The following is a 17,483-nucleotide window of genomic DNA, read 5'->3' as shown; positions in this document are numbered from 1 at the left end:
CGGCATAACATTTATTAATTTTGAGACTTGTCAACTTTATAACTGACACAGAATGAGCATAAAAATCACAGGGGTGGGAAGTTACATCCCAGGCAGAGTTGAAAAAAATTCAGACTTTCAAAAACATGAATTTTTATATGAGGATGGTTCCACCTTTTCCCAACCCAATGCAGTTATCATTGAAAAATTTAAAGCTATAACCGGTATTGCCGAAAGGCGGTACGCGCATAATGAGCTTAACAATTCTGACATTGCTTATCTCGCTGCCAACAGTGCAATAGAAGATGCCGGGATTGATCCTGAAGAACTCGATTACCTAATCGTTGCCCATAACTATGGCGATGTACTTCACAATGACTTACAGAGCGACACCGTTCCCAGTCTTGCCACCAGGGTAAAACATAAACTGCGCATTAAGAATCCAAAATGCGTTGCTTATGATATACTTTTTGGCTGTCCGGGATGGGTTGAAGCAGTAATCCAGGCAAAAGCTTTCATACAAAGCGGCATGGCAAAAAAATGCCTTGTTATTGGTTCGGAAACTCTGTCGCGGGTAATAGACAAGCACGACCGGGACTCCATGATCTACTCAGATGGAGCAGGAGCTACCGTGATTGAAGCCAGCGAAGAAGAAGGAGGGATCCTGGCCCATGAAAGTGCCACTTACTCGTTTGAAGAAGCTAATTTCATTTTCTTCGGAAAATCAAATAATGCTAAGGCTACAGATGACCGCCGATACATTAAAATGCACGGCCGTAAGATCTACGAATTTGCATTGAGCCATGTTCCTAATGCCATGAAGAGCTGCCTTGAGAAAAGTGGCAAAAAGATAGAAGATATTAAGAAGATCCTCATTCACCAGGCCAATGAGAAAATGGATGAAGCCATTGTAAAACGTTTTTACAGGCTTTACGGGCAACAGGTGCCAGAGGGTATAATGCCAATGAGTATTGATAAACTTGGCAACAGTAGTGTTGCTACCGTACCTACCCTGCTCGACCTTATCCTGAAGAAAAAGATGGACGGCCAGACCCTCGAAAAAGGAGATGTGATCATTTTAGCCAGCGTGGGTGCCGGGATGAATATTAATGCCATTGTGTACCAGTTCTAGATGTACGAAAAGAGTTTCCCGAACAAGCGATATAAAGAAACCCTTGAATTCTTGACCCATGTTGCTCCTGCTCCCGCCAGTATTCTGGACCTGGGCGTGAGAAATCCGTTTAGTGAGCTAATGCAAGCACAGGGCTACCAGGTCACCAATACTACAGGAGAAGACCTGGATTTGGACACCACAAGTGTGAAAAACTCTAATGCAGAAATTGTCACTGCCTTTGAGATCTTTGAGCATCTTGTGGCCCCGTTTAATGTACTTAGGGACATACGCGCTAAAAAACTGGTTACTACCATCCCGTTAAGCCTGTGGTTCTCTCCCGCCTATCGCAGTAAAACCGATAAATGGGACCGGCATTACCATGAGTTCGAAGACTGGCAGTTTGACTGGCTGCTGGAGAAAGCCGGCTGGGAAATAAAGGAACGGCACAAATGGACAAACCCTGTAAAGAAGATTGGAGTAAGGCCGCTGCTTAGACAGTTCACGCCCCGCTACTACGGAGTGTATGCCGAGAAAAAATAACCCGTCAAAAATGCCATTTTTGACACCTCTTTTTCTATTGAAGCAATATACAGCGTAATTACAGTTATACTCTAATCTCTCCTGCTTCGGAAACAGAGGCTCAGAAATTGTACTTTTACTGAAAGTTTTGAACCAGTGAAATTCTACATCGTCATCCCTGCACATAATGAGGCAGCATTTATAGGGCAAACCCTGAAGTCGCTTTCTGAACAAACCCTGCAGCCCAAAAAGCTGGTAGTGGTTGACGACCAATCTTCGGACGCTACAGCACAGGTAGTGAAAGATTATGCTGATAAATTCCCTTTCATTTCCCTTGTGAGCACCACTTCTTCCGAAGCACATTTGCCAGGAAGCAAGGTGGTAAACGCCTTTAACCACGGATTAAACCAGCTGGATCAAAACTACGACGTCATCTGTAAATTTGATGCCGATTTGATCTTTCCAGAAGACTACCTCGAAACCATTAGCAGGCATTTTAAGGAAGATCCAAAAGTGGGAATGGCAGGAGGGTTTTGCCACCTTGAAAAAGACGGAAAATGGCAGCTGGAAAATTTAACCGGAAAAGACCATATTCGGGGAGCTTTAAAGGCTTACCGAAAAGCCTGTTTTAAAGACATTGGCGGACTTAAACCTTCTATGGGTTGGGATACCGTGGATGAATTACTGGCACAGTTTCACGGCTGGAAGATCAAAACCGATGCCTCTCTGGCTGTTAAACACCTTCGCCCCACCGGATTCACCTATAACAAAGCCGCAAAATGGAAACAGGGAGAAGCTTTTTACAAGCTGCGCTACGGCTGGGTTATTACTTCGATTGCTTCGGTGAAGCTCGCGCTTAAAAAAGGAAATGCCGCACTTGCATTAGATTACCTGGAAGGCTATAGAAGGGCTAAGGCTTCAAAAATGCCATTTTTGGTAGATAAAAAAGAAGGAGCCTTCATAAGAAGGCTCCGGTATAAAAAAATGCTGTCAAAAATCTTCTAGCTACCTGGCAAAGACCATATATAACGGCCGCCCTGTAGCCCCATTAGGAAACGGGATCCCCAATAGCGCCGAAATTGTTGGTGCAATATCTACTATTTCGGTTCTTTCGAGACTGTTGCCCGCTTTGATACCTTTTCCGAAGAAAATAAGCGGCGCATGGGTATCATAGTTATTACCCGAACCATGGGTTGAGCCGGTACGGGAATAAGAAATCACCGAAGGTTCAAGAATTATCGCCACATCACCACTCCTTTTTTGATTGAATCCGTTATCAACAGCCGATGCAATTTTTTCTGAAAACCTGGCTGATTGTAACTGACTTCTGGTGAACACCATGCTGATATTTTCATACTGAAGCAGAAAATGCATGATCTCCTGCTGAAGTTTTTCAGAAGAAATGTCCATTTTCAAGACCTCATCGTAGTTGAAGAAGATTTGATTATTCGAAATGTTCTCTACAAGGTTATCTTTCTGAAATTTACTGCTGAGGAAATTATTGAGCTCTTTTTTAAGCTTGTCCCACTCAAAATAGCCTGATGGAATCCCGACGGTTTCCAGGTAAGCAGGTACTTGAACTCCCCCATGATCGGAAGTAAGGAACAAAGTGTAGTTCCCCTCTCCTACTTTTTGATCGAGCGCCTTCAGCAGTTTTCCAAGATCACGATCAAGCCTAACGTAAGTATCCTGCACCTCTTTTGAATTCACGCCGAAGTTATGCCCCACATAATCTGTTGAAGAGAAGCTTACCGTTAAGAAATCGGTGTCGGCATCCTGCCCCAATTGTTCCCCATCAAGAGCTGCAATAGCAAAGTCGGCAGTAAGGCTGTTTCCGTAAGGAGTAGCTTTTAAAATATCATAACCTCCATTTTGCTCTTTTAGAGACTTTAGGTCGTAAGGAAATCCGGTATCTGCTTTTCCTTTAAAGCCGCCTTCAAAATCGTTGATATCAATACCGCTTTCAACGTAAGTATTAATGTCAGCCAAAGTAGTCCAGGGCTTTAAATAGCTGTCTGCTTTTCCTGAAGCATTAAATTTCTGCACCCATTGAGGTAACTGCTTAGTATAGAAAGAGCTGGTGATCCACCTGCCTTCATCCTGACCATGAAACCAGTACGCTGCATTGGCTGTATGGCCTGCCGGAAGAACGGCACCTCTGTCTTTTAAGGCTATACCTATGGTTTTCCCTCTCATTTGTGTATGCAGCCTGTTTTCATCGGCCACCGTGGTAGTGATCAATCGGTGGGGTGAAACTTTACCGGCTTTGTTTTCAGTTCCCACGGGATCTATTGTGGGATCTTCTACACAATACACATATTCTTTATCAAACTTATCATACCAGTTATTCCCAATAATTCCGTGGGTTTGAGGAGATGTACCAGTATAAACCGAAGCATGTCCCGGCGCTGTATATGTAGGAATATAATTGAAATGGTTGTTCCTTAGGTTAAAACCTTCAGAAACAAGCCTTTTAAAACCATCATCACCAAAGTGGTTCCAGAACCTGGTGATATAGTCATATCGCATTTGGTCTACCACCACTCCCACTACGAGCTTTGGGGTGGCATGAAGGTCTTTTTCAGGATCAAAAGATCGTTGAGGGGCTTCCTGTGCACTAACTGTCGAGAAACAGAAGGACAACAGGACAATCTGAATAAAATATCTCATTATATAAATTTTAGTGTTGTAAAAATACAAAGTTTAAGGAGTATAAAGATTAAGTTAAGCTTAAATACATTCTTTCAAAAATTAGTATTTTAGCCAGAACAAAAGCTTACAATGAGATACCTGCAGTCTATTGGGGAATATTTTTTAATGTTGAAGGGTGTGTTTGGAAGAATGACCAAACGCTCGGTTTTAAAAGAACTGATCTTTAAGGAAATAGACGTGGTTATCATAGGGTCTCTTGGAATTGTTTCATTCCTATCCTTTTTTATAGGTGCAGTTGTTGCTTTACAAACGGCACTCAACCTGAACAACCCGTTAATCCCTAAAAGTTTAATTGCTTTTGCAGCAAGACAGTCTATCATCCTGGAATTTGCCCCTACTTTCATTTCTATCATTATGGCAGGAAAAGTGGGATCTTTCATCACTTCCAGTATAGGTTCAATGCGGGTTACCGAGCAAATAGATGCACTCGAGGTAATGGGGATCAATTCCCTCAACTACCTGGTCTTCCCAAAGATTATTGCTATGCTCACGTACCCATTTCTCATTGCTATTTCGATGTTCCTGGGAATTATGGGAGCTTACACGGCAGCAGTGATGGGAGGATTTGTACCAGCTGATGTTTTTTTACAGGGATTACAGGAAGAATTTGATCCATACCATCTATTTTACGCGTTTTTCAAAACCTTCCTTTTTGCTTTTATACTGGCCACAGTACCTTCTTACCATGGCTATTACATGAAAGGAGGTTCTTTGGAAGTGGGACAGGCAAGTACCACCTCTTTTGTATGGACCAGTGTTGTTATTATTATTACGAATTACATAGTAACTCAATTACTACTTAGCTAATGATCGAAGTAAAAGGTTTAAAGAAAAGTTTTGATGACGAGCATATCCTTAAGGGTATTGATTTCGTATTTGAAACCGGTAAGACAAACCTGATCATAGGGCAATCGGGTTCAGGTAAAAGTGTTTTGATGAAAAGTATGCTTGGGCTCTTCACTCCAGATGAAGGTACTATTGAGTATGATGGAAAAGCCTATTCGTCATTTACCGATGAGCAAAAAAGGGAACTGAGGCAGGAAATGGGTATGCTCTTCCAGGGAGGAGCCTTGTTTGACTCCATGACCGTTCAGGAAAATGTCATGTTCCCTTTGAGAATGTTTACCAAAAAGAAAAAAAGAGAGCTTAAAGACCGGGTTGATGAGGTGCTTGAAAGAGTGAACCTTTCCGATTCGGGAAACAAATACCCGGCAGAAATAAGTGGAGGGATGCAAAAAAGGGTAGCTATTGCGCGGGCTATTGTGAATCGTCCAAAATACTTATTTTGTGATGAACCCAACTCAGGGCTTGATCCACGCACTGCCACGGTGATAGATAATCTTATTCACGAACTCACTGTGGAATATGATATCACCACGGTAGTGATTACCCACGACATGAACTCGGTACTGGAAATTGGTGAAAATATCGCCTTTTTGAAAGACGGGGTACTGGCATGGAAAGGGGACAAAAGCCAGATTTTCAAAACTGACGACAAAACAGTAACAGATTTCGTCTACTCCTCAGATTTATTTAAGAAAGTGCGGGACGCCCAACAACAGGGCCTCTAAGGCTAATTTACAGTTCTTACAACAAGAGTATCCAGCGAAAGGCGAACCTGTAACCATTTTTCGAGCTTATTCATTTGAGATCTACGTGCTGCAGCATTCAATTTGGATGACCACTTTACATTGAAGGTAGGAATAGTATCAATTTTCGAGAAGTTCGTGACAAGACTATTGGCATAGCTCATCTCCTGAATTTCGGAATAGTTGATCTTGGCTTCTCTTGAAACGCTTTCAAAAGGAATGCCGGTACTTCTATATTTTACCAGCTCCTGTTCGAGCAACTGAATTCGGGCATCTTTATTCTCCACCAGTTGCTGATTTTTCACATAAAGATCTTCAAGGATTCCTGCCCTCACTTCGGTAGAAAGTCGGCTAGCCAGTTCAGAACTTTGGTCAGACCCCTGATGTATTTCGAGCACCACATCCTCCAGGTTGGGAACCTGCGTAATAGCCTGTACCCACTGTTCAATTTGCTCTTGTGGCACCGGCCGGCCAATCAGGTAGATCTCAATGATCTTGGTCTTGTAATCCTGTTCAAATTTAACAACTTCGGCCCCGGGATAATTCACCACCTCGTGAACAAATTCTTTTGTCTTACTTACAAAAACCTGTTCCCGCAGTAGATTCACAAATAAAATGATACTGGGTATCATTACCAGGATTGCCACCAAAGAAGCCAAACGCGCGGTGTTTCTTCTACGCTTGCTGTTCACGTACTTAACCAGTGGGAAACGCAGTAGTTTCGCCATTAGGAAAGTGGACAGGGCTATAAAAATGGAATTGATGGTAAACAGGTAAAGAGCTCCCCCTGCATATTCCCAATTAGCTATCGCCAACCCATATCCCACCGTACAGAGTGGCGGCATAAGTGCCGTGGCTATAGCCACACCCATAATAACACTGGCAATCGCCCCTTTTTTTGTTTTGGCTATAATAAGCGCCGAACCTCCAAAAATGGCAATTAGAACATCGAGTATTGTAGGATAAGTCCTGGCTACAAGTTCAGGTGTTTCTTCTTTAATTGGAGAGATCAAAAAATACAAATAAGCTGTGAGTACACTCAAGAACACCATCACCCCTAAATTGACGAGGCTTCGTTTTAAAGTATCAATATCATTTATAGCTACAGAAAAACCAATCCCTACAATTGGCCCCATTAAAGGAGAAATAAGCATGGCACCAATTACCACAGCAGTACTACTCACATTAAGGCCAATAGAAGCCACAAAAATGGAGAATATGAGAATCCAGGCATTGTGACCTTTAAAGGAAATGTCCCGTTTCACCGTTTCCAGGGTTGTTTCCCTGTCGGTGTCATCATGAATATCGAGAAGCTCCCTTAAAAACTCCTTGATCTCCCGAAGAGCAGTTTTGCCCTTGTTCACATGCCCTGCCGGCATTGCTGTACCACTTCCTGATGTATCTTCCATTCTCTAGCCCAAATTTTGACCGAATTTTTCTTTCACCCGCTCTCTGATTCCTTTAATATCCTGCTCTTTTGCCCGCGGCACAATGAGCAAAATCTCATTTTCGTCTACTATAACACAGTCTTTCAATCCTTCAATGACCACCACTTTATTTTTGTCTGAAGATACCAGGTTTCCCGTGGCATTTTCAGCAAAAAGACGGGCGTTTAGCGCCACGTTACCATCTTCATCCTTTCCTGTCTCTTCATAAAGAGAACCCCAGGTGCCCAGGTCATTCCAGTCAAAAGAAGCCGGGATCACATCAATAGTACCCTGTTCCTTCTCTAAAATGGCATAATCAATCGAAATATTTTCTGCTGCCAGATAATTCTCCCTGATAAAACTCTTTTCTTCGGAAGTATTATATATAGCTTCCCCTTTTGAAAAGATCTCAAAAGTTTGTTCCAGGTTTTTCTGAAATGACCTGATTATATAATCTACATTCCAGACGAAGATGCCTGCATTCCACAAGAAATTCCCACTCTTTAGAAAATCTTTAGCGACGTCATAAGAAGGCTTTTCAGTAAATAACTCCACCGGCTTCACTCTCCCCGGAGCCGACGGATTGAATTTGATATACCCATAACCGGTATTGGGAAAAGTCGGTTTTATCCCTAAAGTAAGGATCTTGTCCTGTTCCCGTGCCGCTTCAAAAGCGATAGTGATATCATCTAGGAAAGCCTGTTCATCTTCTATCCAATGATCACTGGGAGCCATGACCATCACCGCATCACGGTTTTTTTTTCTAATCTTTAGAGCCGCAAGTAACACAGCCGGGGCGGTATTACGCATTACCGGTTCCAGTAAAATTTGTTCCTCGCCAAGCTCGGGCAACTGCTCCTTCACCAGGTGTTCATAACCTTCATTGGTGAGTACATATATATTCTTTGCAGGCACTAAGTGCGTGAGGCGCTTAAAAGTGGTTTGAATAAGGGTTTCCCCCTTACCCATTAAATCCCTGAACTGTTTCGGTTTTGCTGCAGTGCTCACTGGCCAAAACCTGGAGCCTACCCCGCCAGCCATTAAAACTGCAAAATTATTCTCCTTCATATCAATTGGCTGTTTTTAATAATTCCACTTCTGCGTTGGGCTGGAACAGGTAAATTCTGCCTGTTTTCACTTCTACACATTCATATCTTTTTACACGCCGTTCGCCTTTTTTAAATATCCTGCCATTGTATATTCTAAAAACCCCTCCCTGCGGAATTTCAAAAATATAGTTTTTGTCATTCTCGGCATCAAACTGTTTTAGGGCAACCGAAAGATGAGCGTCTGTATCACTGCTCGCCTTCGGATTTTTAAAGTGCCTGGCAATTAAAGGCAGTAACTGCACCGGGAATATCTCGGGTCTTATAAATGGAAGCATAAGCTTCTGGAAACACCTTTTCCACTCCTCCCCATGAGGTTTAATTTGCCTTCCAAAATGTTCAAAAGCCACCAGGTGTGCTATTTCATGAACCAGCGTAATAAGAAATCGATACTCGTTGAGACTTGCATTCACCGTAATTTGATGAACCCCTCCCGGCAAACTGCGGTAATCGCCATGTCGGGTTTTTCTTTCGTTCACAATTTTAAGGTGAATATTATTGGCCTTAATTAAGCCAAAAACTGGTTCAACAGCATGGGTAGGGATATATTTCTCAAGTATATGCTTCATTCCTGTTATGGTGTACTACTGGAAACCTGTAACAACTTACCGTTGTAAAATTTATTCCCGGTAAGAGAGAAATCGGCGATGTACCGGGCCATCTCAGCGGGTTGCAGAGGTGTCTTATAACCTGGAAAAGCCTCCTGGAGCATTTCCGTTTGTACCGCACCCAAAGCAAGTACGTTAAATGCGGGGCCGCTTTCTTTATATTCTTCAGCAAGGAGTTCTGTGAGTGTTATTACTGCACCTTTACTCGAGCTATATGCCGAAAGACCCGGAAATTTCATACTACCCTGCACTCCGCCCATACTGCTCACGGTAACTACATGCCCTTCTTTACTTATTAAAGGCAACAATTTTCTGGTAAGAGCGGCAACCCCAAAAACATTCACCTTGTACACGCTTTCAAACTCTTCGGAGGTTATTTCTTCAAAAGGTTTATTTATAATGGCACCTGCATTATTTATCAGGATGTCTACGCCGCCCCATTGCTCCTTCACAAAATCTGAAGCTTTCTGAAGGTCTTCTTCACTGGTAATATCAAATTCAAAGAAATGCACATTTTCAAGATCCAGTTTCTTAACAGCATCCTGATTTCGGGATAATGCAAGTACTTTATGCCCGGCCTGGGCCAGGATCTTTACAAGTTCTAAACCTATCCCCCGGCTGGTACCGGTGATCACAATCTTTTTCATTGCTCCTTAAGTTTTATTTCTTTTTGGGTGCTATTTGCCATACCGGCAATTCCCGGAATTATGGTTTCAATGAGGTTTTCCATATGAGCTACATCCATTTCTTCAAATTCATCTTTTACATGATGGTAATAGGGAAAATTTGTAAAGTCGAAAGTTGAGATGGTTTGTGCCGGCACATTGAATTCCTTAAAAAAGGGATAATTGTCACTTCTTTGGAAAAGACTGTACTGCTTGGCTTCAGGCAGAAATCCCAGCACCTGGGCTTCAGAATATTCATTGAATTTTTCGGCTAAATTGGAATTTTCATATCCGGTGAGGTACGCCAGGTAATCTCTACCCTTCATTGGCACCCCAATCATTTCAATATTGAACATGGTGTAGAGGTCAATTCCTTCAGCTCTGAATTCTTTTGCTAATTCGGCAGCTCCTACCAACCCCAATTCTTCCGCAGAAAAAAGGCTGAAAAGCATGCTCCTTTTCGGCGGATTTTCAGCAAAGAATTTAGCCAGCTCCAAAACCGCTGTAGTTCCCGAAGCATTGTCATTGGCACCATTGGCCAGGGAATCGCCTTCAAAAGGCTTGGCATGTCCCACATGATCGTAATGCGCGCCCACAATTATGTATTGATCTTTTAACTGAGGGTCTGTTCCCTCAACAAGGCCTACAAGATTATATCCTGTCAAACCTTTTACCTCAAAGGTATCTCTATAGGTGTCAAAAAAGGGTTTTACGCCCTGCTCTTTGAACACGTTCTCTATATATTGAGCAGCTTTCTCTATACCATCTGTACCCGTTGATCTTCCCTGAAGTTCATCGGAAGAAAGATATTTTAAGGCTGAAGAAATATCCTCTTCTAAAATGGCATTTTTGACACTCTCTTTTTGAAAAGAAACAGCGGCTGTCTCAGTAGCCACTTGTTTGGATTGCCCGCAGGCTGTAAAAACTAAAAAGCCTGCAGCTGCAAGACCGGTAAGGGTGAATTTTCTCATGCGGCTAAAGATAAAAAAATCCCGCGAGAAGCGGGATTTTTCGTTATTAGTCTGTAAATCTCCTTAGGCCAACATGGTCACAGGATTTTCAATATAGGTCTTAAGTGTTTCCAGGAACTGAGCCCCGGTTGCACCATCTACCGTACGGTGATCGCAGGCAAGAGTAAGCTTCATGGTATTTCCTACCACAATTTGCCCATTTCTCACTACCGGCTTCTCAACAATAGCTCCTACTGAAAGTATAGCGGAATTAGGCTGATTAATGATGCTGGTAAATTCTGTGATCCCGAACATTCCAAGATTAGAAACCGTAAAAGTACTGCCTTCCATTTCCTGGGGCTGCAACTTCTTGTTACGAGCTTTACCTGCAAGTTCTCTTACCTGTCCGCCAATTTGAGTTAGCGACATTTGATCTGCATATTTCAATACCGGAACAACGAGTCCTTCTTCAACCGCTACCGCAACTCCCATATGGATGTGTTTCGCAATTTTAGTAGTATCTCCTGTCCATTGAGAATTCACTTTTGGGTGTTTTCTCAAAGCCATCGCCGATGCTTTGATCACCAGGTCGTTAAAGGAAACCTTCACGTCTGGGATCTCATTGATCTGTTTGCGGTTAGCCATAGCACTAGCCATATCTACTTCAATAGTTAGGTAGTAGTGCGGTGCGTTATATTTAGATTCGGCAAGTCTCTTCGCAATAGTTTTGCGCATTTGAGAATTCTTCACCTCTTCAAAACTTTCTTCCCCGGCCGGAGTGTAAGCCTGTACCTGAGACGGCTGTGCCTGTTGTAGAGGCTGTGCCGCAGCAGCAGGTTTTGCCTCGGCAGCTTTTCCTGAAGTTTTATAATTCTCGATGTCTTTTTTGACAATACGATTGTTCTCTCCGGAACCTTTTACCTGAGAAAGATCGATACCAAGATCATCGGCCATCTTTTTGGCAAGCGGCGAAGCGAAAATTCTACTTCCATCTGAAGCTGTAGCCTCTTGCGAAGTCTCTTTAGAAGCTTCGGGCTTTTCTTCTTTTTTCTCTTCGGTGCTTTTTGAAGCTGCAGGTTTTGATGCCCCTCCCGACTTAACTATTGATGAAACATCTGTTCCTTTTGGGCCAATAATAGCCAGAACAGCATCTACAGGTGCAGTTTCTCCTTCCTGAATCCCTACGTACAATAAAGTACCGGAATAGAAAGATTCAAACTCCATAGTTGCTTTATCGGTTTCAATTTCGGCAAGGATATCTCCTTCCTCAACCTCATCTCCTTCTTTCTTGATCCAGGAAGCAACTGTTCCCTCTTCCATAGTGTCACTAAGGCGTGGCATTCTCACTACTTCTACACCTTCAGGAATTTCACCTCCTTCAGCATCATCTTCAGAAGAATCTGAATCAGATGAAGCTTCAGGTTTTTCTTCAGTTTCAGATTTTGAATCTTCTTTAGGAGCATCTGCTTTCCCATCCAAAAGTGAGGAAATATCCTCTCCTTCTTCTCCTACTATTGCCAGTAGGGTATCTACAGGGGCAGTTTCTCCTTCTTCAATTCCTATATGCAATAAGGTACCTTCGTAGAAAGATTCAAATTCCATAGTTGCCTTATCGGTTTCGATTTCGGCAAGAATATCCCCTTCTTCAATTTTGTCACCTTTTTGTTTTAGCCACTTAGCAACAACACCTTCTTCCATGGTGTCGCTAAGGCGCGGCATTTTAATTACTTCAGCCATAATTCTTTATAGTTTATGGGGTAAAAACGGATAATCCTTTTGTTCGTAGACTACATCATACAACTGCTGCACATCTGGAAAATCAGATTCTTCAGCAAACTTCTCACATTCAGCAACCAGGTCTTTAACTTTCTTGTCTATAGCCTTGATTTCTTTATCTGTAGCGTACTTGTTCTCTTTGATGATATCCTTCACCTGGGTAATAGGATCAATTTTTTGGTACTCGGCTACCTCCTCTTTGGTACGGTATTGCTGTGCATCACTCATAGAGTGACCACGATAGCGATACGTTTTCAATTCAAGGAAGGTTGGACCTTCACCTTTACGTGCTCTTTTAATAGCTTCGTCAAGAGCTTCGGCTACCTTTTCTGGATTCATTGCATCAACAGGCCCACATGGCATGTCATATCCAAGACCCAGCTTCCAGATCTCTGTACTTTTTGAAGTACGTGCCACCGAGGTACCCATCGCATACCCGTTGTTCTCTACACAGAAAACCACAGGCAGGTTCCATTTCACAGCCATGGTGAAAGTTTCATGAAGGGAACCCTGTCTTGCAGCACCATCACCAAGAAAGGTTAAGGTTACTGCGTCTCTTTTAAAATATTTATCTGCAAAGGCAAGACCGGCACCAAGAGGAATTTGACCTCCAACAATACCATGCCCACCATAAAAGCGGTGCTCTTTTGAGAAAATATGCATGGAACCACCCATACCGTGAGAGGTACCGGTTTTCTTTCCATACAACTCGGCCATCACCCTTCTTGGATCCACACCCATCCCAATTGGCTGCACGTGGTTTCTATAGGCAGTGATCATTTTGTCTTTTGACAAATCCATTACGTGCAATGCACCTGCAAGTATTGCTTCCTGCCCGTTGTAAAGGTGCAAGAAACCTCTTACCTTTTGCTGAATATACACTTGAGCCAGTTTGTCTTCAAACTTCCGCCAAAACAGCATGTCCTCATACCACTTTATGTAAGTGGCTTTTGTTATTTTCTTCATTTAACTACTTATTTTTTAGGCTAAGCGATGCTTGCGCCAAGCGAAACACAAAAATACTATTTTCAAAAGGAACTAAAAACAGTTTCCTATTGAAAAAGCGCGAAAACGTTATAGGTATGTACTGTCAAATATGAGCGGCAAAAGATCGGACACAGATTGCGCCTTTACCACCTTGCCTTTCTCTCCCATAAAGAAGATCTCGATAGGCTGATCCTGCTTTACTTCATACTCGGCAATAGCCTGCCTGCACGACCCGCAGGGCGGGGTGGGAACAGCGACTTCCTGCTTCTCAGATCGCGCCGTTAAAGCCATTTTTAAGATCCTGGTGTTTGGGTATTTTGCGCCTGCATAAAAGATTGCAGTTCTTTCGGCACATAAACCCGCCGGATAGGAGGCATTTTCCTGATTACTTCCGGTTACCACTTCCCCATTTTCAAGAAGAATCGCGGCTCCTACTTTAAATTGTGAATATGGAGAGTAGGATTTCTCCCTTGCATCAATCGCCTCCTGCATCAGTTTTTGTACATCATCGGGCAATTCAGCGTTATTTTCGTAGACTACAAGGTCGGCACTTATTGTTATTTTTTTCATTCCTGTTCTTTATCTAGAAAAAATCTCCCGTAACTAAAATAGTCCGGGAGCTTGTTATTTCCTCGTTTTGAGGCACAAAGTTAGGTAATAATCAAAAGAATACCAGAAATTTAATCTTACTACTAATATTGAGCGTATTGTTCTCCAAAGTTAAAGGTCAACCCAAATCTCAAGGTCCCTTCTAACGGACTCACTACTTCGGAAGTTGAAAAGAGGTAAGAAAGATCAATATCTACAATATTATGTCTAAAACCGGCACCAAAAGAAATAAATTCCCGTGAACCTTTTTCCGGGCTTTCATGGAAATATCCTGTTCTAAGGGAAAACACTTCCTCATATACATACTCGGCCCCTATTGCATAAGTAACCTCCTTAAGTTCTTCACTAAAACCATCGGGCGCATCTCCAAAAGATTTAAAAATTCCTTCAATAGCACCTATAGAGTTGTATTCCTGAATATCTTCGGCATCCCTGTCGCCGTCATTGTCAAAATCTTTAGGGGTAGGCACCAGGAGCTTATTGAATTCGAGGTAAGTTCCTATCCGGTTAGAATTATCAAGGATAAAATCAAAACCACCACCAAGTTTTAAATTTGTGGGGATAAAGTTTTCCTGCCCCCCAGCATCATATTTTATTTTAGGACCTATGTTCGCAATATTGACACCCGCTCTCCAGCGACCGTCAAACTGGGTAAATGTGATGCGGTCACTTTGGTAAAAAGCTGAGACATCTACACCAAAGGTATTTGCCGCACTGGCATCGGGATCAAGTTCTGCAATCTTAAGATCGGAGCGAAGGAATCTTCCCGCCACAGCCATAGAAAAATGATCACTTAACTTAAGGGCATATGAAAGGTCGAGCGTAAATTCATTCGGACTGAGAATCCTCGCAACTTCATCAGGATAGTCACGGGCCTCAATGTTCCCCATGCTAAAATACTTTAAACTTGCTCCAAAGGCGCTTCTATCACTTATTCGGTTATAATAGGTAACATTCCCAAGAAAGATATCATTTACAAGCTCACTCAAATAAGGAGTATAATTCACCCCCAGGCCTTGCTTACTTTCCACAAAAACATATTTTGCCGGATTCCACTGTTGCGAGTAGGCATCGGCAGAAGTTGCCACCCCCTGGTCACCCAACCCTGCAGCACGCGCATCGGCTGCTATCATTAAAGTAGAAGCCGCCGTGGTGATCACCCGGTTACGCTCTTCCTGAGCAAAAGATTTCCCACCAACGAGCAAAATCACCGCAAAGGTGTAGAGTGAAATTTTTTTCATAAGACTATTAATAATTAACAAATATACCTGAAAACCTTTAGAATGTATTATTCGAACCGAATTTCTGCTTTTACCATAATATTACTTATAACGTTTAATTTAACAGAAGCTTGTGCAGCAACTCTAAATTCTTCCATCACACCTGTTATAAGCGAAAATACAGAGTTTTAAATTGTAACTAATTCAACTCAAGCTTAAAGAAAAGAAAAAAGTTATCAAAAAACCACTACTTTTGCGTCTTAATGCATCTCAAAGTTTGATTAGCTGTTTTTACAGCCCATAAAATAATTACCTAAAAGGTGCGTTATCATAAAGATTTTCAGGAAACTACAGGATGCTGTTTCAGTTGAAATAATCTTGGTAGTTTTGCGTTAATTACTATATTGCAGAGCCTTAATTGCTATAAAAGATAATGTGAATATGAGAAATAAAGTTGCTGTAAAAGCTCTTTTTGCCATCGCTTTGAGTGCTGGACTTTTTAGCTGTAACAACTCAAGGGATTACAAAGATAACTCCCGGGCTACGGGTTGGGACATCAACTCCAAAGAGGGTGGTTTTAATTACAATGCCGATTATGATGAGCAGGATGCAGGCCCAGGCCTCGTCTTTGTTGAAGGAGGAACCTTTACAATGGGAAGAGTGCAGGATGATGTGATGCACGACTGGAATAACACGCCCACCCAACAACACGTTCAGTCTTTTTACATGGATGAGACCGAAGTGACCAATCTAATGTACCTCGAATATCTCGATTACCTTAAAAGGGTATACCCTCCAAGCGAAGAGAGATATAGAAATATTTATCATGGCGCCCTACCCGATACCCTTGTATGGAGAAACAGGTTAGGTTATAATGAAACCATGACCAATAACTACCTGCGTCACCCGGCATACGCCAACTATCCTGTAGTGGGAGTGAGCTGGATACAGGCAGTTGAATTTAGTAAGTGGAGAACTGACAGGGTGAACGAACTGCGTCTTGAAAAGCAGGGTTATACTGCTGAAGGCGCACGTTTTGCTGCTGAACCCGGACAGGGCTTTAGCACAGAAACTTATCTAAACGCACCTAATCAAGTATATGGAGGTGATGAAGAAATATTGAGGGGTGGTAAAAATGCGGACCGTTTTGAGGTGGAAGGAAACGCCGACGACGGGACAGATGCAAAAAACCTTTACGTACAGCGTAAACACGGAGTGTTGCTACCAGAATATCGTCTTCCTACCGAAGCCGAATGGGAATACGCAGCTCTTTCCCTTGTGGGAATTAGAAATTACAATGTTTACCGCGGAAGAAAAAAATATCCATGGGATAGCCAGTACACCCGAAGTGGTGATGCCAGAAAACGTGGTGACCAAATGGCCAACTTCAAGCAGGGAGATGGGGATTACGGCGGAATTGCCGGATGGAGCGATGATGGTGCCGATATTACTGCCGAAGTAAAATCTTACGAACCAAATGACTTCGGACTTTACGATATGGCCGGAAACGTGGCTGAGTGGGTTGCTGACGTTTACCGCCCTATAGTAGATGACGAATTTAACGACTTTAACTACTACCGCGGAAACGTGTATACAAAGCACGCTATCACCGAAGATGGAACTGTGAAAGTTTTAGGCGTTGATGAAATAGAATATGACACTCTAAGCAATGGAAGAATAGTAGCAAGAAACCTTCCGGGAGAAATTAAAACTGTTCCAATCACACCCGAAGACACTTACCTGCGCACCAACTTCAACGAAAGTGACCAGAGAAACTTTAGAGATGGCGACAGAAATTCCAGCAGGTACTACGACTCTTTTGGAGATGAAGCCACGGCAGATCCCAATAAACGCATGTACAACTCTCCGGTTCATACAGCCAGCGTAGACAGCCTGGGAGGTCAAAGCCTTCAATATGATCAGTCTACAGGACGTACAACTTTAGTAGACGACAACGTGAGGGTTTATAAAGGAGGTTCATGGAGAGACCGTGCTTACTGGTTAGATCCTGCTCAAAGAAGATATTTCCCACAAGATATGGCAACCGATTATATCGGGTTTAGAAATGCGATGTCTCGTGTAGGCTCAAAATCTTTAAATAAAAACAAGACCGCAAGAGATTAATCTTCAGTCAAAATATTAATGAAAAGAGGCTGTCTGAAAAGGCAGCCTCTTTTTTGTATAAAAAGTTATAGCTGCTTATTTTTAGGCTATGAGCAGAA

General features: G+C 42.5%; 16 protein-coding genes. 6 read left to right on the top strand and 10 right to left on the bottom strand.

Annotated features, from left to right (window positions below; genetic code table 11):
• Positions 1 to 52: 52 nt before the first annotated feature.
• The 3 genes from OQ279_RS12145 to OQ279_RS12135 all read left to right on the top strand — a co-directional run bounded on the left by OQ279_RS12145 (position 53) and on the right by OQ279_RS12135 (position 2,617).
• Entirely contained in the window at positions 53 to 1,111 is a 1,059-nt protein-coding gene (locus OQ279_RS12145) for a 3-oxoacyl-ACP synthase III family protein (RefSeq protein WP_266070202.1), read from the top strand.
• The gene (locus tag OQ279_RS12140; protein WP_266070201.1) at positions 1,112 to 1,633 is read left to right on the top strand and encodes a class I SAM-dependent methyltransferase; all 522 of its coding nucleotides are present in this window, start codon (positions 1,112 to 1,114) and stop codon (positions 1,631 to 1,633) included.
• Positions 1,634 to 1,768: 135 nt separating this feature from the next.
• Positions 1,769 to 2,617 (top strand): glycosyltransferase family 2 protein, encoded by an 849-nt coding sequence (locus tag OQ279_RS12135; protein ID WP_266070200.1) that lies wholly within the window; start codon positions 1,769 to 1,771, stop codon positions 2,615 to 2,617.
• Here the strand turns inward: OQ279_RS12135 and pafA are convergent, their stop codons facing one another.
• Positions 2,618 to 4,282: an alkaline phosphatase PafA gene (pafA, locus tag OQ279_RS12130; protein WP_266070199.1), complete on the bottom strand. Its 1,665-nt coding sequence runs from the start codon at positions 4,280 to 4,282 to the stop codon at positions 2,618 to 2,620. It lies immediately after the preceding gene.
• A 111-nt stretch (positions 4,283 to 4,393) separates the two neighbouring features.
• Between pafA and OQ279_RS12125 the strand changes: the two genes are divergently transcribed.
• Together OQ279_RS12125 and OQ279_RS12120 are read left to right on the top strand one after the other, a co-directional pair.
• Positions 4,394 to 5,131: an MlaE family ABC transporter permease gene (locus OQ279_RS12125; protein ID WP_266070198.1), complete on the top strand. Its 738-nt coding sequence runs from the start codon at positions 4,394 to 4,396 to the stop codon at positions 5,129 to 5,131.
• Positions 5,131 to 5,895: an ABC transporter ATP-binding protein gene (locus tag OQ279_RS12120; protein WP_266070197.1), complete on the top strand. Its 765-nt coding sequence runs from the start codon at positions 5,131 to 5,133 to the stop codon at positions 5,893 to 5,895. Before OQ279_RS12125 ends, OQ279_RS12120 begins: the two co-directional genes overlap by 1 nt.
• A 2-nt stretch (positions 5,896 to 5,897) precedes the next feature.
• Here the strand turns inward: OQ279_RS12120 and OQ279_RS12115 are convergent, their stop codons facing one another.
• The 9 genes from OQ279_RS12115 to porV all read right to left on the bottom strand — a co-directional run bounded on the left by OQ279_RS12115 (position 5,898) and on the right by porV (position 15,282).
• Complete coding sequence (locus OQ279_RS12115) at positions 5,898 to 7,322, bottom strand: DUF389 domain-containing protein (RefSeq protein WP_370866528.1); 1,425 nt, start codon at positions 7,320 to 7,322, stop codon at positions 5,898 to 5,900.
• Positions 7,323 to 7,325: 3 nt separating this feature from the next.
• Positions 7,326 to 8,408: a mannose-1-phosphate guanylyltransferase gene (locus OQ279_RS12110; RefSeq protein WP_266070196.1), complete on the bottom strand. Its 1,083-nt coding sequence runs from the start codon at positions 8,406 to 8,408 to the stop codon at positions 7,326 to 7,328.
• 1 nt (position 8,409) lies between these two features.
• Complete coding sequence (locus OQ279_RS12105; protein ID WP_266070195.1) at positions 8,410 to 9,015, bottom strand: SprT-like domain-containing protein; 606 nt, start codon at positions 9,013 to 9,015, stop codon at positions 8,410 to 8,412.
• A 5-nt stretch (positions 9,016 to 9,020) separates the two neighbouring features.
• Complete coding sequence (locus tag OQ279_RS12100) at positions 9,021 to 9,701, bottom strand: SDR family NAD(P)-dependent oxidoreductase (RefSeq protein WP_266070194.1); 681 nt, start codon at positions 9,699 to 9,701, stop codon at positions 9,021 to 9,023.
• Positions 9,698 to 10,690, bottom strand: a complete 993-nt coding sequence (locus OQ279_RS12095; RefSeq protein ID WP_266070193.1) for a M28 family peptidase — start codon at positions 10,688 to 10,690, stop codon at positions 9,698 to 9,700. The genes OQ279_RS12100 and OQ279_RS12095 overlap by 4 nt, the downstream gene beginning before the upstream one ends.
• 63 nt (positions 10,691 to 10,753) lie before the next feature.
• The gene (locus OQ279_RS12090; protein WP_266070192.1) at positions 10,754 to 12,406 is read right to left on the bottom strand and encodes a pyruvate dehydrogenase complex dihydrolipoamide acetyltransferase; all 1,653 of its coding nucleotides are present in this window, start codon (positions 12,404 to 12,406) and stop codon (positions 10,754 to 10,756) included.
• 6 nt (positions 12,407 to 12,412) lie between these two features.
• Complete coding sequence (gene pdhA / locus OQ279_RS12085) at positions 12,413 to 13,411, bottom strand: pyruvate dehydrogenase (acetyl-transferring) E1 component subunit alpha (protein ID WP_266070190.1); 999 nt, start codon at positions 13,409 to 13,411, stop codon at positions 12,413 to 12,415.
• Between the two features lie 108 nt (positions 13,412 to 13,519).
• Positions 13,520 to 14,002, bottom strand: a complete 483-nt coding sequence (gene cdd / locus OQ279_RS12080; RefSeq protein WP_266070189.1) for a cytidine deaminase — start codon at positions 14,000 to 14,002, stop codon at positions 13,520 to 13,522.
• 122 nt (positions 14,003 to 14,124) lie between these two features.
• Positions 14,125 to 15,282, bottom strand: coding sequence for a type IX secretion system outer membrane channel protein PorV (gene porV, locus OQ279_RS12075; RefSeq protein WP_266070188.1), 1,158 nt, complete (start codon positions 15,280 to 15,282; stop codon positions 14,125 to 14,127).
• A gap of 420 nt (positions 15,283 to 15,702) precedes the next feature.
• On the opposite strand from porV, the gene gldJ reads away from it, so the two are divergent.
• Positions 15,703 to 17,385, top strand: a complete 1,683-nt coding sequence (gene gldJ, locus OQ279_RS12070; protein ID WP_266070187.1) for a gliding motility lipoprotein GldJ — start codon at positions 15,703 to 15,705, stop codon at positions 17,383 to 17,385.
• Positions 17,386 to 17,483 lie beyond the last annotated feature (98 nt).

The organism is Salinimicrobium profundisediminis, from assembly GCF_026241755.1.
GTDB classification, from domain to species: Bacteria; Bacteroidota; Bacteroidia; order Flavobacteriales; family Flavobacteriaceae; genus Salinimicrobium; species Salinimicrobium profundisediminis.
This window is presented reverse-complemented; position numbering and strand designations above follow the sequence as displayed.

Coding starts and splice junctions, on each gene's coding strand:
- OQ279_RS12110 (WP_266070196.1), bottom strand. CDS start 8,408: ATGAAGGAGAATAATTTTGCAGTTTTAATGGCTGGCGGGGTAGGCTCC.
- OQ279_RS12090 (WP_266070192.1), bottom strand. CDS start 12,406: ATGGCTGAAGTAATTAAAATGCCGCGCCTTAGCGACACCATGGAAGAA.
- cdd (WP_266070189.1), bottom strand. CDS start 14,002: ATGAAAAAAATAACAATAAGTGCCGACCTTGTAGTCTACGAAAATAAC.
- pafA (WP_266070199.1), bottom strand. CDS start 4,282: ATGAGATATTTTATTCAGATTGTCCTGTTGTCCTTCTGTTTCTCGACA.
- OQ279_RS12095 (WP_266070193.1), bottom strand. CDS start 10,690: ATGAGAAAATTCACCCTTACCGGTCTTGCAGCTGCAGGCTTTTTAGTT.
- OQ279_RS12100 (WP_266070194.1), bottom strand. CDS start 9,701: ATGAAAAAGATTGTGATCACCGGTACCAGCCGGGGGATAGGTTTAGAA.
- OQ279_RS12125 (WP_266070198.1), top strand. CDS start 4,394: ATGAGATACCTGCAGTCTATTGGGGAATATTTTTTAATGTTGAAGGGT.
- gldJ (WP_266070187.1), top strand. CDS start 15,703: ATGAGAAATAAAGTTGCTGTAAAAGCTCTTTTTGCCATCGCTTTGAGT.
- pdhA (WP_266070190.1), bottom strand. CDS start 13,411: ATGAAGAAAATAACAAAAGCCACTTACATAAAGTGGTATGAGGACATG.
- OQ279_RS12115 (WP_370866528.1), bottom strand. CDS start 7,322: ATGGAAGATACATCAGGAAGTGGTACAGCAATGCCGGCAGGGCATGTG.
- OQ279_RS12145 (WP_266070202.1), top strand. CDS start 53: ATGAGCATAAAAATCACAGGGGTGGGAAGTTACATCCCAGGCAGAGTT.
- porV (WP_266070188.1), bottom strand. CDS start 15,282: ATGAAAAAAATTTCACTCTACACCTTTGCGGTGATTTTGCTCGTTGGT.
- OQ279_RS12120 (WP_266070197.1), top strand. CDS start 5,131: ATGATCGAAGTAAAAGGTTTAAAGAAAAGTTTTGATGACGAGCATATC.
- OQ279_RS12140 (WP_266070201.1), top strand. CDS start 1,112: ATGTACGAAAAGAGTTTCCCGAACAAGCGATATAAAGAAACCCTTGAA.
- OQ279_RS12105 (WP_266070195.1), bottom strand. CDS start 9,015: ATGAAGCATATACTTGAGAAATATATCCCTACCCATGCTGTTGAACCA.